Consider the following 26,673-nt stretch of genomic DNA (forward strand, 5'->3'; position numbering starts at 1 on the left):
ACTTATTCCCTAAAAACGATGCTCAAGCTTGAGACTAATGTTGTGTTTATCGTAGGAATACAGCCAATCGACATTGCTTTTATTATGGTTATAGCGATAGGTTAAATTAGGCGTCATGCCATAAAACTCAAAGCGCGGCATTTGCACAACAAAGGTATAGTTTTGTTCAAAATCATGACGACGAGCTAAGAAAGTTTCTGCGTATTTATCAAACAGGCGCCAACGATAAGAACTCAGCAAAGTGGTATTAAATCCTGTACTCCAAGATTTGCTTAAGCCCAATCGCACACCTTGCTGTTGGTAGGCAGCCATGTATTTTTCTTGGGTCGAATGCTCGAGCACATCTAGACCACCAAAAAAAGTCCACTGGTCTGGAAAAATCTTCCAGAAAGTAGCAAAAGCTGAGCTTTCTACCCCATCTAGGGTTTTATATTTCTGATAATTTAAATCTTTACTCTCAGCCTCAAGCTTGAAAGCTTTATCTGCAGAGATAAAATGCATCCACTCGGCACGCGCACCCCAGGCATTGTAAAGACCATCATTGCCATAACGTTTATGTTCAAAAAGCGGACTCACCCCGATTTGATTTTTTAAGTCAAAGTAGCTGTAGCCTGCATTAATGTTGATGGTAGATTCATTAAATGCCGCGTGGTCGTTATAGGACTGTCCAAACGCCAGCGCACGTAAAGCCACGCCATGATGCTCCTTAATCGCATAGCGTTTAATCAGACTGGCTTCGTAATCTAAACCCGTTGCCGACTCAGCTTTAGGGGTCCCACGGGTAACTTGCTCAATTGGGATAATATTACCGTCACTATCTTTGCCATAAAGCGTCCATGTTTTGCTTTGTTCAGACGAACTATTTAAATTACTGACATAGGTGTAACCCGCTGAAACCGAGCCTTGCCAAGAGTCTCGTTTTTTTAATGCCTGAACAAAGGTATTCACTGTTGTTAAAACTCCAGACGGAATAACAGCGGGATCACTTTGTTTCAGTTGGTCTTGAATGGAAATAAAAAGGCGTGCTGCTTCCTTATTCTTCTGTTGTTCAAACAGCACGCGCGCTAACTCAAGTTCACAAATTAAATTATGAGGTTGTTGTTTTAGGCTGCTTTGAAATTTTTGTTCAGCCAATTTCAGTTGACCCTGAGAACGTGCAACTGCCCCTTCGGCAAAGTCGGTTAAAGCCCGATCGTAGCCAACATATTTTTTATAATGTTCTAAATAAACCGTGGCTTTGAGCCACTGTTTTTGCATGACTGCCAAATATAACGCCTTGGCAAGATCATTCGGATTTTGCTCAACACTGTATTCTTGTCCATTAATTTGAAGTTTAGGTAATTGCTCGGTACTACGAATGGTTCCCTGTTCGTGAAACTGGCGCTGTTCTTGTAAAAGCGTTTGGTCCAAGCTTTGATTAAGACGAAGCTGTGTGTCTTCGTCGGCATATAAAAATGGACAACTCAAGAATGTCAGACAGCACAAAAACGTTCGTTTCATAAAACAATAAACCTGAAGCAACCAAGCAAAAGCCCAAAAAACAAAAGGAACCTACATGTGTAGATTCCTTTTGCATTGATTAATTTTTAGCACCGCCAAATGCAGTGTTGTAAGACACGTTATCAAACTGGGCAATACCCGCTAAAGCCGAAGCATTTGCACCAAAGAATTGACCTTGAACCACACCAGAGTTGTCGACACCAGCTGTACCGTTAGCCGTTGCCAAACCTGCAAATGCAGCTGTACCCGGGTTAAATGCCACACCATCTAGGCTTAATGATGAAACAGCCGTACCAGTTCCTGTAAGCGTTCCTTCAAGTGTACCCGCACCATAATTTGCCGTGAACGTACCACTTAATAGATTGCTTGCAGAGCCGTTAATTCCTGCAACGGTATAGGTTGCAGTACCCGCGGTTGGAACAGTGGTATTGGTGTTATCACCCGCATAGTAAACGGTATGGCTCGCGCTTGCCGGCGTGTCGCCCGCTTTCCACCATTCACCAAAATAGACTTCCTGTGTGCCCACCTGACCAAAGTTAAAATTACCTAATGCACTGTGTGAAGGTGGCATTGCAGACACTGGAATATGCGAAATATTAAAGGTTTTGCTGCCAACCGTTACATTGGTGTTACTTGTTCCCTGAGCAGCAAAAGCCTGAGCCAAACCTTTTAACGAACTAAAACCTGTAAAAGCGTTATATGGCGCACCCGCAGCTTGAACCGACACCGCTGCTACACCACCCGGATGACTTGCATTGGCAGCAGCACCGATTTTGATATTACTTTCATTACTCGAAATACCATCAATTCCTGCATAAGCAAATGCAGTTGAACAAGCAACGAGACCCAAGAACAATTGAGAGATTTTCATTTGTTGTTACTCCATCTTTTTAAAACTAAGTTATTGTTTAATTTAAAATAACGATTTCGCTATTTTTAGTTTATTGAGTAGGCCCAGCTGCAAACCTACTCGGTTTTTTTGTAAATAATAATCATTCAATCTTATTATTTACCGTTACCTGACTCCCCTTTTATGTATGTATAGAGGGAATCAAATTCTGTTTAAAATTTAGTGGTCCAGCTAATTTTCATCGTTCGGCCGGGTGCGGCCATGGCACTACGAGTTAAAGGATCGATATAAAATTGGTTAGAAAGATTACTGCCGACAAACTCAACCGTGTTGTAGTTATCGACCTGATAACGCGCATAGGCATCAAAAATCCACGTGTCATCCCAAGCCAAAGGCACATTGAGGTAATAGCCTTTATTGACGCTAGCATCATTGTTTTTACGTAGTGGGCTTTCATAAGCTTTATAGAATGTGGCGCGTGCACCTAACTCTAACTTTTCATCAAAAAAGCGTGCGCCAAGTAAACCGTGAAAACTCAGTTCAGGAGTAGCCATTGTTACTAAGTAGCCATTTGGAAAACCATCATCGACACAACGCTGATACGGTTCGCGGAACTCAAGGCCCTGCTCGGTTTGAACCGTGCCGCCTAAAATCATTTTGTTAATGGCACTATTGGTGTCACATACTTCATTTTTTAAGTTATAGGCCACGCTCAAGTCTGTGAAAAAACCGCCATTATCAAAACGACTTTGTAACTCTAGACCTGATAGCTTTTGCTCATCCATATTGGTAAAAATAAGGTTTTGGTCACGCTCAATCACATTTTTGGTTTTGTTGTAGTAATAGGCGAGCTTAATGTCGGCATTGCGCGCTGTGCTAAACCAATCACGCATGTCATAGACATACCCTACTTCGTAGTTAAAAGCGTGTTCAGGTTTGATTGCTTGATATGGCAACATGGCAGAAAAACCGACAGTGCTTTCAAACAAACTTGGTAAGCGATATTCCTCTGCATAGCGTGCGTAAATTCTGCTGTTTGGCGTGAGATGAATTGAGGCGCCTAATTGCGGTGCCCAGCCGCTATCTTTAACTTTATCGGCAGACTCAACCGGAACTTGGTCTACCACCGACATAAAGTTCCCGCCAGTTACGACGTACTTTTGGCCAGAGGCATTGAGCTGGTTTAAAGGATTATCGGCAAGCGACAATTGCCCGTTGGCATCTGCTTTCCAGCTCAGCGTATTTTTCTGTGACCAGATCATGTTATACAAAGTGCTCTCTGATGCAGGCACAGTGTCTAGCTGCCCATCCCACTCAGGATTTTTTGTGGCATAGCGCTGTTTTAAAACATTGATTAAACGCTGCTGAGTCGAGGTGTAACTCTCAGGCATGGTCTGATATTCAAAGGTATATTCTTTAAGCCTACTTTTTTTGGTAAATAGCGGATTTAAACTCGGGTCAATCTCGCTCTGCAAAGACTTATTTAAAAAGTCATCAACAGCCCAATATGAACGATAACGCATGCCCGCATCAAAACTTAACCAAGACAGGAGTCGATAATTAAAATTAAAGTCGAACGTTTTTTCCTCACGGCGCCCTGCTCGTGGCAGCGCCTGATAGAGCGAATAACTTGGGCCAAATTCGCCATATATATCGTCAGACGTTAGTTTTTCTTTTAAGAAACTTCCACCGAGCGTCAAATCAAGCTGGTCTAATAAACGGGTTTTATTACTGACCGTAATGCCTTTACGCGTATTGTCAGAATGGCTTATTGCCGTGTTAATAATGGTGTTATCTCGAAAGTCGATTGTGGTTGGCCACCCACCACGTGTATAGGTCTGGCTTGCGGTGTCGGTTTGCCAAATGTTGGCATAAAAATCAATCCAGCGATTATTCTCAGGCTTAAACTTATATTCGAGGCTATAAGCTTTAGAGTGAATATTGCTTAAAGGCCACTGCGGAACACCCAAGTCAGGCGTAATGCCCCAAACAATCCGAGACGGCATAATTTCACCAAAAATATTTTTGGTATCTCGGTAAGTCAGTTTAAGGGTCTGATGATCGGTTGGGCGATAGGTCCCTTTTAACAACCATGACTCCATATGACTTGAAGTGTTGGGAACTTCATCACCCGGTTGATAGGCATAGGCAAAGTAAGGAATAAAATCGAGGCTGCTGTCTGGCGTCGCTCGTTTATAATAGCCCGCGCCATGTGTCCCTGAAAAATAATTGCCGCGCTCACGTACTGCATAAACAGCCAGTAAATCAAATTTATCTTGCTTGGTGGCAATTGCCAGTCGGCCCGCTAAGTCATCGCCCGAAAAATGAGAGTTATCACTTCTGGTACGGTTCTTTTTATAAATATCGGGGTCATACTTTGACCCGTTCATGTCGATCCAAGGCGTTGTGTCATCGTAGTTTTGACCCACTTTACTCATGTCTGGCAAAGACGGATCAATTGAGTTGGTTGAGCCTTCTACTTTTAACTCTGCACCAAAAGACTTACCCGGACGAACAATGTCATCGGCCTCTAGCGTTTTAACCACTACGCCACCACCTACAGAAGTTGTGGTATTGCGCTCTAAAGATGGGCCTTTAATGACTTCAATACCTGCAATCAGATTGGGGTCGATATAGTTTCTGTTATTTACCCCGTTGTAGCCACGCCACACGGCAATCGACTGCTCGGTGCCATCAATGGTTAAAGGCACACGACCAACACCCTGCACACCACGTACACTTGGGTCGAGTGCGCCACTGTTGCGAGCATCGCCGCTATAGACTCCCACCATGCCTTGTAAAACATCGGCTGGGTTGGTTCCTTTAAAGCGCTCGACATAGTCTTTGCCCGCATAGACCGAAGAGCGATTTGCATCATAAACTTTGTTATAGCCTTCGGTGTCACGGTCTTCTTTGCCATACACCACAATTGGCGTGAGTCGTACCGACGCATCTTCTTCAATTACGGCACTACTTGGCAGCAGACTAGCGGCCTGAACCTTAGATGAAGTGACCCAAGGCGTAGTTTTTTTGCTGAGTGTGTAGCCCTGCCCAACTTTTACAGCATTAAATTCGGTGGCTTTTAAAAGCTGCTCAAAACCTTGTTCGACTGCAAAGTTACCTTTTAAGCCTAGGCTATGAAGCCCTTGGAGTTGTTGGGCATCCATTGCAATTGAAGTACCCGATTGTTCAGCAAACTGGTTGAGTACGTTAGCAAGACGGCCGGCAGGAATGTTATAGCTTTTAACTCCGGCTGTTTCTGCATAGGCCTGCTGCATAGGAAGCACAACAAGCCCACCCATCGACACAACATGCATGGCAAACGCCAGTGTTGAGAATCGAAAAATCGATCGATTCCGCTTTTGCCCTGTTCCCGCTTTTTTCATTTGCCCCGCCCCAGTAAATCGTAATAAGAATCATTCAATACAACTAATTAAAATGATCCGTATTTATTGCTTCTACTTACTATGACGAACGACTCTCAAAAAAGTGGAACCTAAAATTGAAAATAAATTTAATTTTTTATTATTTTAAAGAAACCATGACCACAAACGGCGTGATTTGCTTAATTTTCAGGTCAGGAAAAACCGTAGCCAAAAGCTTAAGCGATTCTGTGGTTTGGTCTAAAGGCAACACAGCATTGACCCGTACATGTTGCAATGCCGCATCATTAAAAATAATTTTGCCTTTGTAGTTGCGGTCTAGCTCTTGTAACACTTGATTCAGCGGCAGGTTTTCTACCATAAGCTGATGCTTTTGCCATTTTTGTTGTTCATTATAAACATTCAGTGCAGGCAGTTTTTGTACGCCATTTTTGTCCATTTTAATGGCTTGACCTGCCTCGACAATAGCCTGACGAGTAGCGTGCAATTGAGTGGTTTTAACTTGCGTGGCTTCTACTTTTACCTTTGAGTGCAACATGTTGAGCTCGGTTGCTGAAGGATCATAACTGACACTAAAAGCTGTGCCGAGTGCCTGAATTTGCCCATGACTGGTTTTGACTAAAAACGGTCTGGTCTTATCTTTAGCAACATCGACATAAATTTGCCCCTGCACCAACTCAACCACTCGCTGGTTGGTTTTAAAATCAAGATTGACTGCGCTTTTACCACGTAAAATTAAACGTGAACCATCTGGTAAGGTTTGCGTGGTCCACTGCCCCGATTGCCCTTGAATATCGGCAGTCACATAGGCCATTGTGGTATCAGTTAAATAAAATAATGCCCCACTCATGGCAACAAATACGACTGCAAACGCTGTTCCTGCGCGCAAATGTTTATAGGCTTTGCCTGAGCTTAGGCCAGCTTTAAGGGCAACCTTGGTAACTTTTTTATGTCCGCTGGTTTGGGAAAGTTTTTGAATTGACCCAATGCACTGTTCAATATCGGCAGCCACTTGGCGATGTTGCTCACTGTTGTTTTTCCACTCTTCAAATTTTTGTTTGGCGGTTTTTCGTGAGCTTTCATCATCCGAGCTCAGTTGAACAATCCAATGTGCGGCTTCTTCAACCAGTTGGTGATGTTTGTTTTTATCCATGGCCATTTAAATGCAAGCGTCCATGTCTTGTCGGTTTTGGTAGCACTGAATTAAACAGCTCGCCAAATATTTTTGAATCATTTTGGTCGATACACTTAAACGCTCGGCAATTTCTTTATGGGTATAGCCTTCGAGGTAATGCAAAATAAAAGCTTGTTGTGCTTTTTCAGAAACCCCTTCGAGTGCTTTGCAAAGCTGGTTAATTGCTTGAATAATTTGCATTTGGTCTTCGGGTGAAGCCACTGCATCAAGCATATATTCCATTTGACTCAAGCTATCTAAATAGGCTTGTTCAATGCGTTTACGGCGCACTTGATCAATCAGCAGGTTTTTAGCAATCGAGGTTAAATAAGCACGCGGTTCCTTAATGCCGAATAGCTCGTCTCGCGTTTGTAGCAGTTTAATAAATGTGTCCTGGACCAGATCTGCGGCCTGATCAGTATTACCTAATTTTTGTCTCAACCATTGGTGAAGCCAGCTTTGGTGACTTCTATATAACTGATCTACAAGCAAAGAAGTTTTGTTCACAGCAATTGGACTCAAAACAAGGAACTCACAAATGATAATAATTATCATTTAAACAAGTCAAGCAATAATTCAAGTAAAACTTAAATCACTGTTTAATAAATTGAATTAATTGCCTGCTCGCTTTGCTGCACTTTTCTTAAAGCAAATCGGCAAGATTTCTAATTGCTTGAGCATTTTCTAAAAAATTGCTCTATAAATTTTAGAATCTTCAATACTTATTTATTAATTACCGCTATATATTTTAAGCACAAGTTAAACGTTTAGTTTAGCTTTATTATTTTTATTAATTTATAGCTTTAGAGATATTAACTTTTGAGTTTAATTAAAATATAAATTTATATTTAAAATTTTTATAATATTTTATTTAAATTGAATTGACCTATTAAAAACTTATGATTATTATGGTCCCGCTGGCCTACATTGCCAGTCGGTTTTAGCAGACCGTAGATCCATGGCGGGTTATAGTTCCACTATAAGTCGTTAGACCCTTGCGTCCCTTTTCTTTGCGGTAGGACGGGAGGGGGACGCGCTCGCGCGTGCTGGTTCCTTGGATCCCAGTCTGCTAACCCCCTTTCGTTCTACCACCATAATCAATTGACGGTGATTTTTGGTGGTAGAGCTCCATACATTTTAAGGAGTTGACCATGCCACTATATATATTTATCCCCTCTCCCTTATAAACTTTTTATTTATTTAAAATTTAGGTTTTCTATTATCTAAAGTTTTAAATCTATAAATTATTTTTATTTTAAAATTTAAATCATTTTATTTTATTGCTTTTATAGGCAGGTTAACTATTTCCTTTAAAAATGATTTTAAAACTTAAAATATAGCGGTTTATTTTTTCTCATTGATATATCCCCAATCATTACGAGAATAATATGAAATTTTATAAAACTATTTTGGTTTTAGGCCTCGTTGTCGGCGATTACAGCGTTTCGGGTTGTGACATTCACACTCAGCAGGATTTTGAAGAAATTTGCCTGTCGGGTGGGCACACCCCAGCCAGTTGCGACTGTATTTACCAACAGCTTGAACAAGTGTATTCGCCTAAGCTCATGCAACGTCTAGAACATGTCAGTTTGCAAAGTCCTGCTCTCCCACAGGACTTTGCCCCTACTTTTTTTAGTGTGATGCGGCGGTGCGATAAAGAAGACATGGGCTAAGCGTTTGGCTTAGCTCCCTTATCTCTGTGTCGCAATGGTGGATTACTTTAAATCAGCGCAAAAAATTAAAGTTCTGTTGTGGCATGGGGGCCTGCTTATAAGAGGGTTTAGTGCAATTGTATCTGTCTCCCATTTCGACTACTCGAAAGGAACTAGATTCGATCAATTGTGTGTCAGACTATAGAATAAAAAAACTCTTCACTTGTGGAAATGAAGAGCTATAACTGAATACATGTATCGTATATAAAGTAACCATGACCTCTTTAAAAGTGTTTTAATTAAAAAAATTAATTAACCAATAATAGAGATTTTTTAATTTAGTCCAAAGGCCATTGCTAGAGTAATCATATTGATTAGTGCCACAATATATACCTTTTTCAAGGTCTGCTTTAGCATCTAATAATACAGTTTTTCCTTCAGCAGTCCTATTTACGCAAATTCTTTGCGTATATGATTGGTCTGTTTCAAGGATAACATCATACGGAAAAGGCTCTTCAAATTCGGATGCCTTAATTTTAATACAGTTCTCTTCAATAATAGGTATTTTAAGATTCAAATAAGTTTTTGAATAAGTATCATGAAAGGTATTAATTCCATCTACTTTCCCCATATAAATTAAGGTCCGATTCTCATATGCTTTGTCATAGCCTCCTTTTGTAAATACACACACATTATTGTTTTTAATTTTTACATATAATGCTAAACTAGGAGAAGCACTAACAGAATTACTAATAAAAAGTAGTAAATACAATAATTTCATAGAAATTACCTTAAAGGTAATCCCCAAAGTATTAGGGCTACGGTTAAGCATCTACATCATAAATCATGGCATTTTTGAATAAATACAGAAGTATTTTCATTTTGTTGCTTAGTAAGAATTTTATCTTTATGTAAACAAAAACCTACTGTAGTGAATCCAACACCAGTTTTATTTAATCCTTGTTCACCTAACAACATATAATAAGCGTGATTTTCTACAATTTTTTTTGATTTATAGTTCTCAAAAATAATCTCTTTCATTTCCTTATTAATCTCTTTCGAAACAAATAATCGTTTATAAGTTATGCCATCTGATTCAAAGTTTTCATAGTCATTAATTTCATAATGATAAACCAAAACTTTTTTATCTTTTGGAAAAGAAAAATAGAGATTTCCTTGATTACTAGAAACAACAATATCAGTTTTTATACTATTGTGACTTGTACATCCAGTAACGAAAAAAGGGATAAATAAAATAATCAATGCGCTAAATAATTTCATATAACTTCCTTGTTATGGAATAGCTTGTCTAACTTTATCTTCATAAATTTGTACTATAGTTGTCCAAGCACCTTTAATATTGGTCTTAATATTATCTACTTTCATATACTGAATTTGTTTATTGGTATATTTTAGTAACCAATAATCAGCTAAAATTTCTGCTTGAGATTCCAAGTTGTAATCCAATAATTTTTTAGGTAGATGTTCAACTAAATTAGGCATGAAATCTGACTTGTATTTTTTTAGTTCATGTATGTTGTAGAGATAAGGATCTTTCTTAGTAAAATAAGCACACGCATGTACTGAACCCGCTACAACTAGTACATTCACATCTGATTGATATTGCCATACATGGCCCATTTCATGTAAAAAAACCTTTTTAAAATCAGTTGTTGAAGCACTATAGTCTGGTAAATAAATTTCTCTCGGAGCATAAATATTACCGTTTGGAGTAACGAATGTTGTTGGGTCTTGGTTAGGTAAATAGTCACCAGTAAAAATTTTAACTTTAGAATAATCAATACTATCTTTAAAAACGAGCTTAGATAAAGCTATTTCACCAGATGTTAGATTACGGGAAGGTAACGTTATTACTTTTTTCACACTATTTTCAACACTATTGGTTGATGCTTTTATATTAATACCCACACTACTTGTCCTGATCTAATTCATAAAAATAAGGAATTTTTTCTTTAAAAAAGAACTCTATATTTGTTATTTCTTCAGCTTTTTCTGAAGTGACTCTTTGGGTTTTACCTTCACTATCTAATAGACCTTCATGCAAATTACTACCAACTTGAAGTTTGTAACCAATATATTTGAAAAGACTGTTAATGCTAGAATCGTCAGCTAATTGAAGTTGTTCATCAAATTTAGGGGTTCTTTTGGAATTATTAGAAGAGGATCCTCCCCCTCCACCACTTTCCCCTACAACATGAGACTGTTGTGGTTGAATCGTTGCACCACATGATAGCTTATCACCCACATATGCCACTGGTTTACCATCAAAAATCACATGGTCATGACTTTTAATAACTATAGACCAGCACCTGCATTTAGGGCACATATGACCATCACCAGCTCTAACAAATAAATTCCCCATTTGAGAACTTCTCGATTGTGTAGATGGAACAACTCCACCATGATCAGTAATAGCGTTGTGAATCGCAAAACCTTTAGCCATAGCCTACCCCCTTAAAAATTAGTCATGACTCAAAAAGTTTTGAGGTAAGGCCTGATCTTTGTAAATTCTAATCGCAATAGTATTATTCGGACTCTCAATAATTTCATCCCCATTTTCTAATCGACTGCCCACTAGAGCTACCGGTGATCCATCAACAATACATGCTGTACCAGCACCAGAGATGATTTTGGAGGTTGTGCCATCTGCATAAATAACTTCATCTCCAACACGGGCAATAGATAATCCTTTAATTTTTGTATTAGTAGAAGATACATTAACTAAACCATCGTTCTGAGTTTTAGCACCATGTACAGCCACGTAGTAAATAATATGAGGTTTATTATCCCAATAGAGTTTTTCAGCATTAGAAATCTTTTGAATATCATTTTTTGAAAGCTTTTCTAATTGTTCAATAGGAAGGTCTTGTAAAAAAATAGGACTTGTCATTATAGTTCCTGCTCTAATTTTCAATACAATAATATCAAAACTTACTTAAACTAAAAAATAAGTTATATGTAACCATATAGGGTTAATATCTTAGAAAGTTATTTAAAATTTCAGAGTAAGTCATCTTTATGTCAATAGAAGATTTCTTTATGAAAGACTCCTCTTTTAAGAGATATCTTTTAATTAGTTTAGCCTATTCATGAGAATAATGGACCATATCTAATTAATGAGAATATGTATAAGAAAGTATTTGGTCGTCCTTATGATAGTGCTACCGTATCGCAGTTTATACGACAATATCAATATACACCGCCGCTCAGTAGTTTCTAGTCACGAGTAATAATATGAAGAAAACGATATTAATATTTTTAGCACCGCTTCTTTTGGTTGGCTTCAATGGATGTAAAGCATCTGAAAAAGAGGATGTAGATACATTTATTCAAAAGGACTTCAAGAATTACGTTACTGATAATAGAAAATTGATTTTGGAAGCCAATAAAGACGTAAAACAAGAACCAGCTCTAAAAGAGATCATTTTCAAAAATACTTTTGTAAAAGTAAGAACTGCACAAAGTCTACTGAATGATGAGTATGGTAATTGGTTAACTGGCTTAGATAAAAATAAGTTTGACTATACCGATCTCAACGATGTCTGTTGGCTGACCGTCTACATGCAAAACTATGTAAATAATATGGATGAGCAATATAAAGCCAATATCACCGAAGACACCAAGAAAAGTGTTAAGCAACTATACGAAGCAAGAAATGAAATTATCAAGCTAAGAGATAGCAAAGAAAAATCTCTAGCAACTTTTCAACAAGTTTGTAAATAGTTGAAAATATTAATTAAATATTACTATATAAAGCTCCAATTAAAAGGAGCTTTATATAGCTAATTTTATAAATTAGTTATAGTTAAATCTATTTATTCCCTGCCTGAATAAGAAATGGTTAATTAATTGTGAAATCTAAACTTTGTATTATTTTATTGTCTCTTTTAACAGTAGCATGTAGCCAAGTCCGCCCTCAAAAACATGGAATTACTGAGGCTGATATAACCCAAGCATATGAAGCATCACTCTATGCCCAGTTTAATCAGCTTTATTACACAAAGTTTCTGTATAAAGCAGCATACAATGAAGCTAACAAGGTAACTGAAACTAATGATCAGTTGCTAAGTTATGCCACCTTTTTAATGTATACAATTAATACAACTTATGACTCTTTAAACATAAAGCTTAATGATGATCTAGATTTAATGGCTTCTGGCAAAAAAAGTAAGATGTCAATTGATGCTTTAGATTCATTATGTGTAAGTAATAAATACATTGAAAAATATATAAAACTTAAAGGAAAAAGCGGAAGTGAGATATCAGCTAAAGCGAAAGAACTTTCAAAAGAGGCTTTGGTACTTCAACCGAAAATTGAAAAAATCATTATGAAAACTGATTCACCGTTAAATGATATTGAATGTAAAAAATTAATCTAAGCGAGAAAAGGCCCTGAATGTTGAAGGCTTTTTCTAAAGTGAGTTAAGGTAAATTACCCCAACTGATTCAAATAATAAAAACAACTCAGAGAATTCCTCGGAGATCCACACAATGTTAGTAAGCAGAACTTATGTTAAATTTATCTGTGCTCTTCTGTTTATGCTTTTTATGAATGGTTGTGCAAATTCCCAGATAAATAGCGATAGAGAAGCTTTAATTAATGCAGGGCGTGCCGCAGTCAGTATAATAACTACAAATTACCGAGTTTCTAAATACGCTCTTCAAGAAAGAAATAGGGATGTTACTTTTGTTAAATAGTTATGTCTTTTTTGCCTATCAAATCTGCTATTCGTTTTACAAATATATCTTCACTTTCAATTAGATCATCCATTGTTTGGGTCTCATGAACATAAATTCCATCTATTATAAATAACACATCATTATTATTGTTACCGTATAAAGTTTCAGAGTAAGACTTCTCAACGTCTAATTGTTTTGATAATGGATAGATCAAACCACTTGCTATTAAGTTATTTTGGTAATAACCCGAGTAAGAATGTATTTGGTGTAAATCTGACCTATCAATGTCATTATTTTGCATTTCCATTTTCTTAAATTTTGCGTCAAAAACAATAATTTTGCCTGTTTCCTTATGTTTCATTATTAAGTCTGGAAATATTGATCTACGATAAAATTGCTGTTTGTAAATTGGAATATCAACTTGTCCACTTACCGACCATTCAGGAAAGTTTCTACTCAAAAGTTTTTCAAGATAAATTTCATATAATTCTGCAATATCAAACAAATAACCTATTGTCTCTAAACTTTTCTTATCATTATCGGGTATTAGGTCTTTGTTCAATAAAATTATTTCTGCATACTCCAAAACTTTTTTGAAACCACGATACATTGGATTGTTTATAGTTTGGTATGTTTTGGCTCTTTGTATTGTTTCGTAACTCGCAAAACGACCAGAATATTGTTGTTTTAAAAATTGACTTAAACCAAGCAAACGGCTGTGAATTTCTTTGCCGAAAACACTTTCTAATTTCTTTAATGCCAAATATAAAACATCAATGATTTCTTGAATATACATTCGTTCCCTGAAAGTTGTTGTTAGTTTTCCTTGAAATGGAATATCTCTTTTTAAGTAATCATTAAAATTTATACTTCCTCTTACTTTTTGACTTCGCTCTTGCTGTTTTTGATATTGTTGTGGCAAACCTAAAACCACCGCTTTTTCTAATGACTGAATAAATAAATGAGCAATAATAAACAAGAACTGATTTTCGGTTTCATCTGTCTTTGCTTGTATTGGCTCATTGTCAACGTAAATATCATTTACGAAGTTAAGCATACGTTTTAGAAAAGTGTCGCCATATTTTGTTGTAATATTAATTTTACAACCTTTGTAAAAAAGCACTCCAGCATATACACCAGTTTGAATAAAGTATTTTTTTTCTTTTTCTTTTTCTTTTGAATATAATTTTAAAATTAGACGTTCTTCATCTTGCTCAAAAATACGTTTGCTTTTGAAATGAAATACTTTGATCTGTTTTAGTTGTTCTGCACCAAGTTTTAATTCATAAACAGACGAAAATATTTCTTGCAAGTTTTTTACGCTTGACTGTTTTACTCCGAAAGCTTTACCTAAGTTTGAAATTGGGGCTTCTTCGTAAAAATTATGATTGACTGGAATACTAATTTTCATTTTATTGTTTCTTTGAACTTATTCAACGCTTCATCTAACCTACTTTCCAATTCGCTTTCCACAAATACGGCTCTTAGATATTCTTTCAATGTTGGTCGCAAATACAAGTTAAATAAAATTTCAATATTGTTATTTGTAATATCTTTACGCTTAGCAATATCGCTAATCTTCATAAAAAATGAATGACCAAATTCATATGATTTTCCCAAACCTAAGTCTTTAGAAATATAGTCATTCAATTTTTCGCAGGCTTTGACATACAGTCCAATATTATTGAACTGATCTTTTCCTTTGAAACGTGTCTCCTCTTCAATTACTTCGTAATCACAATCTTTTCTTATCCATTTAAAACGTCTACGGAGTGCTAAATCAAAAGCATCAATACTTTTATCCACATCATTCATCATTCCAATAAAAAATACATTCTTAGGAACTCCGAACTTCACTTCATTGTTGTGAATTTCATAAGCTAAATCTTTAAATTTATTGTCCTCTTTGATCAAATCTTCAATTAGCGCAGAATATTGTGTTCGAATCAGGTTTTTATTTTCAGTATCTTGTCGGTAATCTTTTTCCAATAGCGATAAAGTTTCGCCAAAAACCATTGAAAGATTTGCTCGGTTTATTTCGTCCACGACGAAATAAAAATCCTTTTCAGGGTGTTTTTTCGCTTTGATACAAAAGTTTTTAAAAATACCATTTACTAACTCAAAGCGAATATTTCCATCTTTTGAAACGCCTTTTGGTTTAATACCTTCAATAAAATCTTCGTAAGTAAATGATGGATGGAATTGTAAAACCTCATATCTTGAAGTATCACCTTGACAAACAAAATCTAAACTACTTTTTACAGAAAATGTTTTACCTGTTCCTGGCGGCCCATAAAGAATAACATTAGGATTGTTTGTGTCTGCAATCGATTTGGAATTTACAAAACGCCATAAGAAACGTGAAAGCAAAACAAGTTCGTTTTTGTCTTGTTCATTTACGTCTAAAAGTTTCTTTGCTACAAGACAAACTTGATAGTTTTTTCTAAAGATTTCTTCAGCATCACTATCAATAAACTCGTTATATAGTTCTTCTAACCATTGTGTAGAGTAGATATAGAGAAAGTCCGATAAATTATCCAATACAGCTAGTTTCATTAAAACTTGCTTGGCACTGTAATTTGAATTTTCAATCAAATATATTTTTTCTAACGGATCAGTTTTTGAGACAATACTTTTCAGTAAACCTTTTATTTTTTCATTAAAATAAAGTTCCGCGTCTTGTCGAGTAGCATTTGACTTGTTTACACTTTTGATATGATAAGTAGAATTGTCATCATTCAATTTCACTTCAAAATTGAATGCTGTACCAGGCTTTGAAGAACCTAAAACAATTCTCGTGGTTCGTTCTAAAAAGTTACATAAATATCCGCCGGGCATTATTGCTGTGGAACTTCCTAAAATGTTTGTGTAGTCATCCAAACTCAATGTGTCATTTAAAATTTTATGCTTATATAATTTCCATTCAGAAATTAATTTCTCAACTTCGTCCTTATTAAATTTTTTTTCTTCCTCTTTTGTTTCATTTTTAAATTTGTTCCAAAGTACTTTGATGTGAGTTTGTCGCTCTTCTGACAGTTTTATATTTTCCATTAGTCTCTTATAAGTCCTTAACTTATACCACTTTACAATAAAATTATTTGTAGCATTAGACCCGTTACAACAGGTTAAAGTGCCTGGCGCTTGTATATGACTTTTACCATAAGCTGTTAAAATCTGATAAAGAAGATTTTTCTCATCTTCTTCGTAAAAACCAAGAATTTCAATTTGTCTTCTAAGTTTGAACCAATCAAATTCATCGTCTGTATTGTGCTCTATATAAGCATCACCCTTTACTTTTACTAATGCTACTGGCGTACTTCCATCACGAACCATCACAACATCGTCAATTTTCATATCATTTTTGAAAAGCTTAGGATCAATTACTGAATTTCCTTTTTTGTCTTCCCAATATTCACCCATACCTATAACTTGTTTTTTCATAAGTATAGCTTTTAGCGTATCAACGTCTAATCTTGAGTCTGGGTGTAGTTGTATGTGCCAATAGTTCATTTAATATCAATATGTGTTGTCGTATTTTAGAAAAGGAAAAAGGCCGATTTTAACAATAGCTCTATCATCTGTATTTCTTACAGCTTGTGGCATGGTAATGGCAATTGAACTCATCCAAAATCTCTAAAGGAATTTACTCATTAAAAAATTAAAGCTCTAGATTTCCCCCCCAATTTAACTCATCATCTTTTCAGACAACAACTACTTTATTTATAAGAATATTCAAAACAGAAAATTATTTTCATACCATATATTTAGACGAGGTTAGAATAACAAAAGTATGAAACCAGAAGATAAAACTCGAATCATTATTGATCAATAAAACCCCATAATACTTTTTTTAATAAATAAAAGATCAGACTAGAAAGTAAAAATTAAAGCAAACTAGAAGTTGTCAAAAACCTGTCAATAAAAAAGCCACTTACATTAAGTGGCTGATTTATTTAAAGTATTTTGGTGGAGATGGCGGGAGTTGAACCCGCGTCCGCCAGCACTACGCTCGAGAATACTACATGCTTAGATATCGTCTATTGTTTTAACACCAAGTGACCCGACGAACAGGGTACAAGGTGCGATCCTCTAAGTTTGGTATAAAGCCCCGAGGCTTGACTCTATACGGACTTGTGTGCGTGCGCTTCAGTCGGGTTCCCAGACCACAAGTATTCTAGGAAGCGGACAAGCGGCCCTTAGGCAGCTAGAGCGTAAGTTTCGTCGTTTGCGACTATTTAAATGCAAATTTTATTTACGAGAGAAAATGCGCTCTCGGCATGCATCTATGAGTTTCATCACCGGCGTCGAAGCCAATAACATCCCCATGAATGTCTGCACATCATAGCATAACTAAAATAAAATGCTGTGCAATTTATCAACAGTCTGCTACTGATGAACATATTTACATAATGGAGAGCCTTTTGTTTTTTTCAAGGGCCATATAAAAAAGCTACCAAAAATGACAGCTTTTTTAAAGTTGGGTCTATAAAGCACCATTGCCTAACACGATCCCTTCACGGCGTGGGTCTACCCCACCTGCGTATTTACTTTGATTATTTATATTTACTTTCATAATCGTTGAAATACCACTGGTTTGCGCAGTGTTCGATATGCCATGCCCTTTTGCTTTTAAGCCTTCAATCAGGTCAACTAAGGAAAGCTGAACGTTTGAGCTATCCACATTGGTGTTTTTGCTATTGGTCGCGCCAAAGTTAACAAGTGAAGTGGCCTGCTGTGCATTTAAGTTCCAGTCCAATGCACCCACCAAAGTCTTAACCACATATTGAATGATCGTACCACCGCCTGGTGAACCTGTTGCCATATAAAACTCATCTGGCGTGGTGCCTTTAAATACTAAGGTTGGTGCCATAGTACTACGTGGGCGTTTGCCGCCTTCTACACGGTTGGCAACTGGTGCCCCAGTGCTGTCATAAGGGTTTGCGCTAAAGTCAGTTAATTGGTTCGACAGCAAGAACCCATCCACCATGTGGAATGAACCCATGCTCGATTCAACAGTCGATGTCATTGAAACCACATTGCCATAGGCATCTACTATCGTGAACTGAGTCGTGCCATGTTCAACTGTGGTATCTACACCTGCCGCTGTATTGAAATTACCTGCTGGTGCTACGCCCATACTTTGGTTCGGGTTAATCAGTGCCGCACGTTGTTTTAAGTAATTTTTATCAATAAAACTTGGAATACCCTGTGCCGGCAAACGAACAAAGTCGGTATCTGCGACATATTTATCACGGTCAGCATAGGCCAAACGCTCTGCCTCAGACACTAAATGCACGCCCATGACATCGGGCACACCGCCTTCATTTTCAGGGTTTTTAGGTGGATAAAGTGACATATCAAAGTTTTCTAAAATACCCAGTGTCTGTGCAACTGCAATCCCTCCCGAAGATGGAGGTGGCATGGTACATACATAGTAACGGTCACGGTACGTTGTACAAATCGGGTCGCGTTTTTTCACCTGATAGTTCGATAAATCCTGCAAGGTCATCAAACTTGGGGTAATGGGAGTCCGTGCGGGGTCATCACCTACAGTTTGCCCTGCTTTTGCCACAATGGCTTGCGCAATCGGTCCAGTGTGTAGTGCGTTTGCCCCTTGTGAAGCGAGTGCTTCAAGTGTTCTGGCATAGGCTTTATTGGTCATGGTCTCACCGACTTTACGTGGTGATCCATCTGGGTAGAAATAGGTCGCCATTGCATTTGCATCAAGCGCTAAATTGCTTGCATTACTTGCAATGGCATCTGCCAAACGCCCCGGAATGCGGAAACCGTTATCAGCCAAACCAATCGCTTCACCAAAAAGTTGTTTCCATTCAAGCTTGCCATGCTCTTTTTGGGCTTGTTCAAGCAAACGCATCACACCCGGTACACCAATCGAACGGCCACTACGGCGTGCACTTGGTACAGGCGGAGGTGAATTTGGGTCATATATATTTTGGCGAATTAAATAAAATTCGTTGGCTGCGGCTGGTGCGGTTTCACGGCCATCATAAGCAGTGACTTTCTTGGTTTTGGCATCGTAATACATCATAAAACCACTACCAGCAATGGTACTCGACTGTGGCTCGACTAACCCCAGCACCGCTTGTACCGCTACGGCTGCATCGACTGCGCTACCGCCTGCTTTTAAAACATCACAACCTGCTTTTACTGCAAGTGGCGTGTTTGCCACCACCATATATTTATCTGAATATTTAACCGTGTTACCAAGTTTGTAACCCGATGCACCCTCTGGCGCGGCGGGGTCACCATTTTGGTTTGAACCGACCACCACGCTTGAACCGTCTTGTGCCAGTTTGCTACAACTGGTCGGGTCATTATCTACAATTAAATTGGGCGGGGTTGTATTTGAATCATCCTTGGGCTGATCTGACGAGGAGTCATCTCCACATCCTTGTAATAAACCGACTGCTAATAAACTACTGAACAAAAATGAATATCTTTTATTCACGTGATAACTCCAATATATACGCCTGCCTATCCATGCAATTGCCATGCAAGCTTCTTTGTTTTCAGGTCTTCAGTTTTTTAATCTTTGATAAAAATAAAGTTTTAATAATATTAAATGATTAAGGGTGTTTATTTTGTGCCCTGTGTGATGTCTCCTTGTTTGTTATCACACTCTTTTATAACTGATTTGCCCAATTCTGGCATGCTTTATTTCTTTAAATACAGGCTAAATCTGCTATTTATAAACTCACTCATTTTGTAGTTGGCCTAAAAAAAGCACCTCCGAAGAGATGCTTTTTTATGTTTAGTGAGAAGGCATGCCGCTGACCTGTTTGGGTTTTGGGCACAGCCAAATGACCAGCCCCGCAAAGACAAACACAATCGCAAATAGCAAAAACACATGGTTTGCCGACATGGTAATAGCTTCTTTATCGACAAGGTTTGAAATAATGCCTAAAGTCGAGTCAGCCGTAAAACCATTTTGCAAAAGTGTGTTTTGTACTTCAGTCGTATGTAGATTTGACACCATTTCACTGCGTGCAACTTTGGCGTGGTCGTCCCACACTGTGACTGCAATTGAAGCGCCAATCGCCCCTGCCATGGTTCTTAAAAAGTTCATGAGGCCCGCAGCAGATGCAATTTCGTGCTGGAGTACCGAACCGAGTGCAATATTCGACAATGGAATAAAGAAGAATGGCACAGCAAAACCTTGCAGGATTTGTGGCCAAGCCAGCGCCATAAAGTCGGCATCTGTGGTCCAAAATGCCCGCATTAAGGTCACACCACCCAGCAAAATCAAACCAAAACTCGCCAGGGCACGTGGGTCATGTTTGGTCGAGAGCTTTGCCACAATCGGTGACATGGTCAAACTACCAAAGCCCATGGTTGCGGTTAAATAGCCGGCCCAAGTCGCGGTGTAGGAAAGGTTCATTTGCAGCCACTGGGGAATCAGTACAATACTGCCAAAGAACGCGCCAAAGCCAAGCGACAAGGCCAGCACCGAAATTGCAAAGCCCCTATGCCTAAAGACTTTCACGTCTACGACGGGGTGTTTATCGGTCAGCTCCCATATGAGGAACACCACAAAGCCAATGGCGGCAGTTAAAGCTAAAACGATAATGCTGGTGCTATTAAACCAATCTCGTTCGTGCCCTAAATCGAGCATAAGCTGTAGCGCACCAATCCACAAAATTAACAGACCTAAACCGACGGTATCGATTCTTAAAGAAATCGTTTCTGTTTCGGCTGGTTTAAGCAAACGGATTGCTGCTAAAACACAAATAATCCCGACTGGTATGTTAATAAAGAAAATCCAGTGCCAAGACAGGTTGTCACTAATCAGACCACCCAAAATTGGCCCTAAAATTGGTCCAACGACGGTAGTCATGGCCCATAAGCCCATCGCCTGTGCATGCTTTTCTTGAGGGAAAATACGCATCAGCAAAGTTTGGCTGAGTGGCATGAGGGGGCCACCGCATAGACCTTGTCCAATACGGAAAAACACCAGCATGCCTAACGAGTTTGCTAGGCCGCACAAAAAAGAAAAAATGGTAAAACCAATCAGACCAAAAATAAAAACCCGAACGGTTCCAAAACGACCCGCAAGCCAACCTGTTAAAGGTACACAAATCGCTTCTGCAACGGCATACGACGTAACAACCCATGTTCCTTGTGTACTTGAAACGGCAAGGTTACCGGTAATGTGCGGTACAGACACGTTGGCAATGGTCGTATCGAGCACGACCATAAAGTTCGACAAGGCAATAACAAACGCTGCCAGTATTAAACGGCCACCGCTTAGTTCGGCAAAAGGTGTTTGCGTTTTCATAAGCGTTTACTTCGCAGATAAGTCGACTTTTGCTTCCATCGACAAGCCAACACGTAGTGGGTGTTCAGCAAGTTCTTTTGGGTCAAGTGCAATACGAACCGGTAAGCGTTGAACCACTTTAATCCAGTTTCCTGTTGCGTTTTGAGCCGGAATTAAGGCAAAGGCAGAGCCTGTACCACCAGAGAAGCCCATCACTTTGCCGTGATATTCAACGTCATCACCATATAAATCTGAAGTCAGCGTGACTTCCTGACCCGGACGGACTTTTTTCAACTGACTTTCTTTAAAGTTCGCATCTACATATAAATCATTGAGCGGCACAATCATCATCATGCTGGTGCCCGGCGCAACACGTTGACCCACTTGAATATTACGACGCGTAACTACTCCATCAACTGGTGCACGAATCACGGTACGTTCCAAATCAAGCTGAGTTTGTTCAACATGTGCTTGTGCAACTTGTACATCAGGTGTCGAAGTTTCGCTTACACCCTGAATTAACGCTTCATTTGCAGCTAAGGTACTTTCAGCAGCTTTACGGCTCGAAGAGGCTTGCGCTAAACCAGCTTTAGCAAGCTCTAGCCCTGCTTTGGCTGTTTCAACTGCACTTTGTGCCTTAGTGAGTTCTTCTTTAGACACTGCACCAGAGGCAGCAAGCTGTGCACGGCGGTTTAACTCTAAAGCAGCTTTATCGTAGTCGGCCTGTGCCTGTGCAACTTGTGCTTTGGCACTGTTAATTTCGTCAGCACGAACCACAACTTGGGAGTTTAAAGAACTACTGTTTGCCGCAGTTTGTTTGTATTGGCGTTTTGCTTTGGCAAGTTCTGCCTCAGCTTGGGCCAATGCAATTTTGGCATCACGGTCATCAATACGAACCAGCACGTCACCACGATGTACCGTTTGGGTATCTTTTACGACAACCTGAGCGACCTGTCCGCTCACCATTGAAGTAATTTGCGCGGTTTCTGCACCGACATAGGCATTATCCGTACTCACGGAATTATTTAAAAATAATGCCCAGATTGCATACAAAATAGCGGCGATCAATAAAATCAGCGCAAAAAAACCAAGAAATTTTTTGCGCTTGTTTTGATTGTTATCATCCGAGGCAGATGTTGTTGGCACTGTTTCTTGTACATTGCTTTGTGCATCAGTCATGGTATGTTCCTAAAGATGAGTTGGCTTTGCCATCAATCTCGCACTACACCTTGTTATAGAGTTTTTATTTTTCTATAAACAAGACATACCGCATTGTCAAAGGAGCTAATTTTAACGCTAAAACCTCATAATATGAGAATAAAAATTTATAACTCATGCGTTCGTTCTAATTAAATTAATGTTTATCTCAAAGTTTTTGTAAAAATTTCTGCTTTTTATACACTAAAAAAAGCGCACTTGGCGCTTTCAAAGGGTTCAATTCATTGCTTAATAGGCATATGAAGCAATGCCGGCAGCAATCGCTTTATCTTCATCATTGACCATGGTCATGCGCATGGTGCAGCCCTTACGACCTAAACGTAATACTTCGGCACGTGCAATAAAATATTTACCACGCCCCGGTGCTAAATAATCTACACGCATGTCGACTGTTGCCAAACGCGACACTTGCTTAATGGTTTCAGTTAAAGTTTCGGGAGTTGAACGGCGATATAGGTGTTCCATTGCCACAATTCCACCAATACTATCGAGCAAAGTTGCAGCAACACCACCATGCAAAATCTGAAATGCCAAATTGCCAATCAGGTTGGGTTGCATCTCGATATAGCCTTCAATGTGCCCGTCCACCACACGCATAATCATTCCACTATGCTTAAAAAAAGGAGAGCTATTAAACGCCTTACATAATTGGTTGAGAACCACAGTTAGGTCAGTTTTTGCACCTAAATGGATGTTCCCAGTCCAATTTTTCTTTTCATCACTCATACATTGCCTAAATTTAAGAGCATGATAAACACCCATAATTTTGTACAAATCCAGCATTATGGGGCTACAATACAGCAGTCGGTTGACAGTAATGGAATATCCGCCAACCTATCCTAGTGTAATACCGAACATCGAGATTGTTATGACTTATACGTTCAATCGTCCTGCATTTCCAGCCACTCGCATGCGCCGTATCCGTAAAAATGACCAGTTGCGTGCGATGGTCAGCGAAACACAGCTCACTACCAATCACTTGATTTATCCAGTATTTGTATTACCGGGACAAAATCAGACCCAAGATATTCCAAGTATGCCAAACATTCAGCGTTTGTCGGCAGATTTGTTACTGAAAAAAGCTGAAAGACTTCTGGAATTAGGCGTATCAAAACTGGCTCTTTTTCCAGTTACCCCTCAAGAAGATAAAAGCCTCACCGCAGAAGCTGCATGGCGTGAAGATGGTTTAGTTCAAACCACCTGCCGTTTGCTTAAAAAAGAATTACCAGAAATGGTACTAATTACTGATGGTGCCCTCGACCCATACACCACGCATGGTCAAGACGGCATTATTGATGAAACTGGCTATGTGCTAAACGATGAGACTGTAGAATGCTTGATTAAACAAGCCTTAAGTCACGCAGAAGCAGGTGCCGAAGTGATTGCTCCAAGTGACATGATGGATGGCCGCATTGGCGCGATTCGTCAGGCTTTAGAAGCCAATGGTCACATCTACACCAATATCATGGCCTACTCTGCGAAATATGCGTCTAGCTTCTATGGTCCGTTCCGTGATGCTGTTGGCTCTGCATCCAACCTAAAAGGTGGTAATAAATATAACTACCAGATGGACTTTGCCAACCGTGCCGAAGCATTACATGAAATCGCGCTTGATATTCAAGAAGGCGCCGACATGGTGATTGTAAAACCGGGCATGCCATATCTGGATGTGGTACGTGAAGTAAAAGATACCTTTGGTATTCCGACATTCATTTACCAAGTGAGTGGCGAATACGCGATGTTAGCGGGCGCAATTCAAAATGGCTGGTTATCAGACTCAGTCATTTTAGAATCACTCATGTGCTGCCGCCGCGCAGGTGCAGACGGAATCTGGACTTACTTTGCAGAAACCGCTGCTGAAAAACTCAAGGAAATGAACTAAGTTCGCAGAGAAAGGATAACACTGCATGCATATTGCAATTATTGGCGCGGGCATAAGTGGATTAATGTCTGCGCTGGAGTTGGTTGAACAAGGCTGTACCATCAGCATTTTTGATCAACAACAAGCGGGACAAGCAGCCTCTTGGGCTGGTGGAGGCATTCTCTCTCCGATGTACCCGTGGCGCTATGTGCATGCAGTGAACCAACTTGCCCAATTTGGCAAAGCCTCTTATCAAGCATGGAACCAAAAGCTCTACCCTATTACAGGGATTGATTTTGAAATTCATGACACAGGCATGCTAATTTTTGATGAAGAAGATTTTGACGTCGGGCTTTCCTATGCAAATCAACATCAAGAACCGATGCAGCGCTGTGAATATCTACAAAGAGATGCTTTAGAGCAAGTCAACCCGCATATTTCCGAACAGTTTCAAGAAGCGATTTATTTCCCTGAACTGTCTAATATTCGTAATCCACGCGTTTTACAGTCTCTGATTAGCTATTTAAAACAACATCCGAATGTTGAATTTTTTGAAAACACTCCTGTTAAAAAACTGATTCAAAAAGGTGATGCCATACAAGCGCTCCAAACCGAAGATGGTCGCAAACATACAGCAGACCATTTTGTAATAACTTCGGGCGCTTGGAGCCATTACTGGAACTCACAATTACAACTCGACATTCCAGTCGAACCTGTTCAAGGTCAAATGCTGTTATTTAAAACCCCTGCTCACTGGCTACCGACCATGTGTATGAATCGAGTGATGTATCTGATTCCACGTATGGACGGTCATATCGTGTGCGGGTCAAGCATGGCACATCGTGGTTTTGACACCTCTACCGATGAAACTACGCAGCACAATATTTTAGAAGCATGTTTAGAAATGGTGCCTGAACTGGCCGATTTCCCGATTGTACAGCGCTGGGCAGGCCTCAGACCAAGTTCACCGAATGGCGTTCCGTACATTGGCAAAATGCCTGAAATGGATAACCTGTGGGCAAACTTTGGTCATTTTAGAAATGGTTTATGCATGGGTGCAGGTTCTGCACAATTGCTCCGTCAGCTTATGCTGGGTCAACCAACATTAGTTGATGCCAAAGCATATTCGCCAGAGCGTTTGCAAAATAAAATCTTAGCCTGAGGCGAGTATATTCTCTAAAGCCATTTTTAACTGAGGATAAGCAAACTCAAATCCTTCAGTTTGTAAGGCTGCGGGTTTGACGTACTGACCATTTAAGATCAATTGAGACTGTTCCCCCAACAAACAGCGAAAAACCGTGCTTGGTGATGACAACAATGGTTTCTTATTCAAAACCTCTGCTGCTTGTTCAACAAAAGCTTTTTGAGTCACATTTTCTGGCGCTACGACATTGTGAATTTGAGCTGATTGAGGATGCTTAAATATAAACTCAATTGCGTTTAATACGTCTTCAATATGTACCCAAACCACAGGCTGACGGCCATGACCAATTTGACCGACTAAATTGAGTCGAATAGGAAGCAACATTTTAGGCAAAATGCCACCGCCCTGCCCAAACACCACACCTAAGCGAATAATTTTAGTATTTTGTTGAGAATCTGCTAAAGCTGCTCGCTCCCACTCTTGGCAAAGCTCGGACATAAAAATAGGCTGTGGCGGGCTTTGTTCAGTACAAACTTCTGCCCACTTTTCTTGATCATCTATTCCGTAATAGCCAATGGCCGAACCAGACACAATTACTTCAGGAAAAATTTGAGATTGCTTGAGCCATGCATACAGTTTTCGGGTCGTATTTACACGGCTTTCAATGAGCTGTTTTTTACGTGACTCGGTCCAGCGTTTCTCGCCAATATTTGCACCTGCCAAATTCACCACATAATCAATTTGTCGGGTCGAAATATCTTCAAACTTTTGCACCCACTGCAAGGCAGGATGGTCAGATGCCTTTCCAGCCTGCCGTGTCACAGCAATCACGTTATAATTTTTCTGTAAGAGGAACTTAATTAAATGCGTTCCGATAAAACCACTTGCACCTGTAATTAATACATTCTTATTCAT

The 26,673-nt window shown here is 39.1% G+C and carries 22 protein-coding genes and 1 other RNA gene; 5 read left to right on the forward strand and 18 right to left on the reverse strand.

Annotated features, from left to right (window positions below):
• Window positions 1–9: 9 nt before the first annotated feature.
• From B806_RS0113735 to B806_RS0113755, 5 genes are all read right to left on the reverse strand, one after another.
• A complete protein-coding gene (locus tag B806_RS0113735) occupies window positions 10–1,476 on the reverse strand; it encodes a porin family protein (RefSeq protein ID WP_079381117.1) in 1,467 nt (488 codons plus the stop codon).
• 103 nt (window positions 1,477–1,579) lie between these two features.
• The gene (locus B806_RS0113740; RefSeq protein WP_001991318.1) at window positions 1,580–2,371 is read right to left on the reverse strand and encodes a Slam-dependent surface lipoprotein; all 792 of its coding nucleotides are present in this window, start codon (window positions 2,369–2,371) and stop codon (window positions 1,580–1,582) included.
• Window positions 2,372–2,562: 191 nt separating this feature from the next.
• On the reverse strand, window positions 2,563–5,736 hold the full coding sequence (locus B806_RS0113745) for a TonB-dependent receptor (protein ID WP_031944696.1): 3,174 nt from the start codon (window positions 5,734–5,736) through the stop codon (window positions 2,563–2,565).
• Between the two features lie 139 nt (window positions 5,737–5,875).
• A complete protein-coding gene (locus B806_RS0113750; RefSeq protein WP_017403173.1) occupies window positions 5,876–6,892 on the reverse strand; it encodes a FecR domain-containing protein in 1,017 nt (338 codons plus the stop codon).
• On the reverse strand, window positions 6,893–7,414 hold the full coding sequence (locus B806_RS0113755) for a sigma-70 family RNA polymerase sigma factor (protein ID WP_079381118.1): 522 nt from the start codon (window positions 7,412–7,414) through the stop codon (window positions 6,893–6,895).
• Between the two features lie 881 nt (window positions 7,415–8,295).
• On the opposite strand from B806_RS0113755, the gene B806_RS0113760 reads away from it, so the two are divergent.
• Complete coding sequence (locus tag B806_RS0113760) at window positions 8,296–8,580, forward strand: hypothetical protein (protein WP_025466042.1); 285 nt, start codon at window positions 8,296–8,298, stop codon at window positions 8,578–8,580.
• A gap of 274 nt (window positions 8,581–8,854) precedes the next feature.
• On the opposite strand, the gene B806_RS0113765 is transcribed toward B806_RS0113760, so the two are convergent.
• From B806_RS0113765 to B806_RS0113785, 5 genes are read right to left on the reverse strand one after another with little or no spacing between them, the layout of a single operon-like run.
• Window positions 8,855–9,340 (reverse strand): NF045616 family extracytoplasmic (lipo)protein, encoded by a 486-nt coding sequence (locus B806_RS0113765; RefSeq protein WP_017387085.1) that lies wholly within the window; start codon window positions 9,338–9,340, stop codon window positions 8,855–8,857.
• A 56-nt stretch (window positions 9,341–9,396) separates the two neighbouring features.
• Window positions 9,397–9,840, reverse strand: coding sequence for a hypothetical protein (locus B806_RS0113770; RefSeq protein ID WP_016141968.1), 444 nt, complete (start codon window positions 9,838–9,840; stop codon window positions 9,397–9,399).
• Between the two features lie 12 nt (window positions 9,841–9,852).
• Entirely contained in the window at window positions 9,853–10,488 is a 636-nt protein-coding gene (locus B806_RS0113775) for a hypothetical protein (protein WP_017387084.1), read from the reverse strand.
• A 1-nt stretch (window position 10,489) separates the two neighbouring features.
• Entirely contained in the window at window positions 10,490–11,023 is a 534-nt protein-coding gene (locus tag B806_RS0113780) for a PAAR domain-containing protein (RefSeq protein WP_016141970.1), read from the reverse strand.
• Between the two features lie 18 nt (window positions 11,024–11,041).
• Window positions 11,042–11,470 (reverse strand): PAAR domain-containing protein, encoded by a 429-nt coding sequence (locus B806_RS0113785; RefSeq protein ID WP_016141971.1) that lies wholly within the window; start codon window positions 11,468–11,470, stop codon window positions 11,042–11,044.
• 344 nt (window positions 11,471–11,814) lie between these two features.
• Here B806_RS0113785 and B806_RS0113790 point away from each other — a divergent pair, with 344 nt between their 5' ends.
• Together B806_RS0113790 and B806_RS0113795 are read left to right on the forward strand one after the other, a co-directional pair.
• Entirely contained in the window at window positions 11,815–12,303 is a 489-nt protein-coding gene (locus tag B806_RS0113790; RefSeq protein ID WP_017387083.1) for a hypothetical protein, read from the forward strand.
• A 128-nt stretch (window positions 12,304–12,431) separates the two neighbouring features.
• Window positions 12,432–12,959 (forward strand): hypothetical protein, encoded by a 528-nt coding sequence (locus tag B806_RS0113795; protein ID WP_017387082.1) that lies wholly within the window; start codon window positions 12,432–12,434, stop codon window positions 12,957–12,959.
• A 311-nt stretch (window positions 12,960–13,270) separates the two neighbouring features.
• Here the strand turns inward: B806_RS0113795 and B806_RS0113805 are convergent, their stop codons facing one another.
• The 7 genes from B806_RS0113805 to B806_RS0113830 form a co-directional block, all read right to left on the reverse strand.
• Window positions 13,271–14,671, reverse strand: coding sequence for a hypothetical protein (locus B806_RS0113805; RefSeq protein WP_005075344.1), 1,401 nt, complete (start codon window positions 14,669–14,671; stop codon window positions 13,271–13,273).
• Window positions 14,668–16,770: an AAA family ATPase gene (locus B806_RS0113810; RefSeq protein ID WP_017387081.1), complete on the reverse strand. Its 2,103-nt coding sequence runs from the start codon at window positions 16,768–16,770 to the stop codon at window positions 14,668–14,670. Before B806_RS0113810 ends, B806_RS0113805 begins: the two co-directional genes overlap by 4 nt.
• A 454-nt stretch (window positions 16,771–17,224) precedes the next feature.
• Window positions 17,225–17,584, reverse strand: a transfer-messenger RNA (tmRNA) gene (ssrA, locus tag B806_RS19545).
• A 159-nt stretch (window positions 17,585–17,743) separates the two neighbouring features.
• A complete protein-coding gene (gene ggt, locus B806_RS0113815) occupies window positions 17,744–19,729 on the reverse strand; it encodes a gamma-glutamyltransferase (RefSeq protein ID WP_017386703.1) in 1,986 nt (661 codons plus the stop codon).
• A 303-nt stretch (window positions 19,730–20,032) separates the two neighbouring features.
• Entirely contained in the window at window positions 20,033–21,556 is a 1,524-nt protein-coding gene (locus B806_RS0113820; protein ID WP_017386704.1) for a DHA2 family efflux MFS transporter permease subunit, read from the reverse strand.
• Window positions 21,557–21,562: 6 nt separating this feature from the next.
• Complete coding sequence (locus B806_RS0113825) at window positions 21,563–22,714, reverse strand: EmrA/EmrK family multidrug efflux transporter periplasmic adaptor subunit (protein WP_017386705.1); 1,152 nt, start codon at window positions 22,712–22,714, stop codon at window positions 21,563–21,565.
• Window positions 22,715–22,981: 267 nt separating this feature from the next.
• Window positions 22,982–23,479: a thioesterase family protein gene (locus tag B806_RS0113830; protein ID WP_004703260.1), complete on the reverse strand. Its 498-nt coding sequence runs from the start codon at window positions 23,477–23,479 to the stop codon at window positions 22,982–22,984.
• Between the two features lie 142 nt (window positions 23,480–23,621).
• Here B806_RS0113830 and hemB point away from each other — a divergent pair, with 142 nt between their 5' ends.
• Window positions 23,622–24,635: a porphobilinogen synthase gene (gene hemB / locus B806_RS0113835; RefSeq protein WP_000222569.1), complete on the forward strand. Its 1,014-nt coding sequence runs from the start codon at window positions 23,622–23,624 to the stop codon at window positions 24,633–24,635.
• Between the two features lie 25 nt (window positions 24,636–24,660).
• Complete coding sequence (locus tag B806_RS0113840; protein WP_017386706.1) at window positions 24,661–25,776, forward strand: FAD-dependent oxidoreductase; 1,116 nt, start codon at window positions 24,661–24,663, stop codon at window positions 25,774–25,776.
• Here B806_RS0113840 and B806_RS0113845 read toward each other — a convergent pair.
• Window positions 25,768–26,673, reverse strand: coding sequence for a TIGR01777 family oxidoreductase (locus B806_RS0113845; protein ID WP_017386707.1), 906 nt, complete (start codon window positions 26,671–26,673; stop codon window positions 25,768–25,770). The genes B806_RS0113840 and B806_RS0113845 overlap by 9 nt on opposite strands.

Source organism: Acinetobacter sp. TG2027, assembly GCF_000302435.1.
Lineage (GTDB): Bacteria > Pseudomonadota > Gammaproteobacteria > Pseudomonadales > Moraxellaceae > Acinetobacter > Acinetobacter pittii.

Bases quoted from the DNA above. Each gene is read 5' to 3' on its own strand.
- B806_RS0113740 (WP_001991318.1), bottom strand. From the start codon at position 2,371: ATGAAAATCTCTCAATTGTTCTTGGGTCTCGTTGCTTGTTCAACTGCA.
- B806_RS0113745 (WP_031944696.1), bottom strand. From the start codon at position 5,736: ATGAAAAAAGCGGGAACAGGGCAAAAGCGGAATCGATCGATTTTTCGA.
- B806_RS0113750 (WP_017403173.1), bottom strand. From the start codon at position 6,892: ATGGCCATGGATAAAAACAAACATCACCAACTGGTTGAAGAAGCCGCA.
- B806_RS0113760 (WP_025466042.1), top strand. From the start codon at position 8,296: ATGAAATTTTATAAAACTATTTTGGTTTTAGGCCTCGTTGTCGGCGAT.
- B806_RS0113765 (WP_017387085.1), bottom strand. From the start codon at position 9,340: ATGAAATTATTGTATTTACTACTTTTTATTAGTAATTCTGTTAGTGCT.
- B806_RS0113770 (WP_016141968.1), bottom strand. From the start codon at position 9,840: ATGAAATTATTTAGCGCATTGATTATTTTATTTATCCCTTTTTTCGTT.
- B806_RS0113780 (WP_016141970.1), bottom strand. From the start codon at position 11,023: ATGGCTAAAGGTTTTGCGATTCACAACGCTATTACTGATCATGGTGGA.
- B806_RS0113785 (WP_016141971.1), bottom strand. From the start codon at position 11,470: ATGACAAGTCCTATTTTTTTACAAGACCTTCCTATTGAACAATTAGAA.
- B806_RS0113790 (WP_017387083.1), top strand. From the start codon at position 11,815: ATGAAGAAAACGATATTAATATTTTTAGCACCGCTTCTTTTGGTTGGC.
- B806_RS0113805 (WP_005075344.1), bottom strand. From the start codon at position 14,671: ATGAAAATTAGTATTCCAGTCAATCATAATTTTTACGAAGAAGCCCCA.
- B806_RS0113810 (WP_017387081.1), bottom strand. From the start codon at position 16,770: ATGAACTATTGGCACATACAACTACACCCAGACTCAAGATTAGACGTT.
- B806_RS0113820 (WP_017386704.1), bottom strand. From the start codon at position 21,556: ATGAAAACGCAAACACCTTTTGCCGAACTAAGCGGTGGCCGTTTAATA.
- B806_RS0113825 (WP_017386705.1), bottom strand. From the start codon at position 22,714: ATGACTGATGCACAAAGCAATGTACAAGAAACAGTGCCAACAACATCT.
- B806_RS0113830 (WP_004703260.1), bottom strand. From the start codon at position 23,479: ATGAGTGATGAAAAGAAAAATTGGACTGGGAACATCCATTTAGGTGCA.
- hemB (WP_000222569.1), top strand. From the start codon at position 23,622: ATGACTTATACGTTCAATCGTCCTGCATTTCCAGCCACTCGCATGCGC.
- B806_RS0113840 (WP_017386706.1), top strand. From the start codon at position 24,661: ATGCATATTGCAATTATTGGCGCGGGCATAAGTGGATTAATGTCTGCG.
- B806_RS0113845 (WP_017386707.1), bottom strand. From the start codon at position 26,673: ATGAATAAGAATGTATTAATTACAGGTGCAAGTGGTTTTATCGGAACG.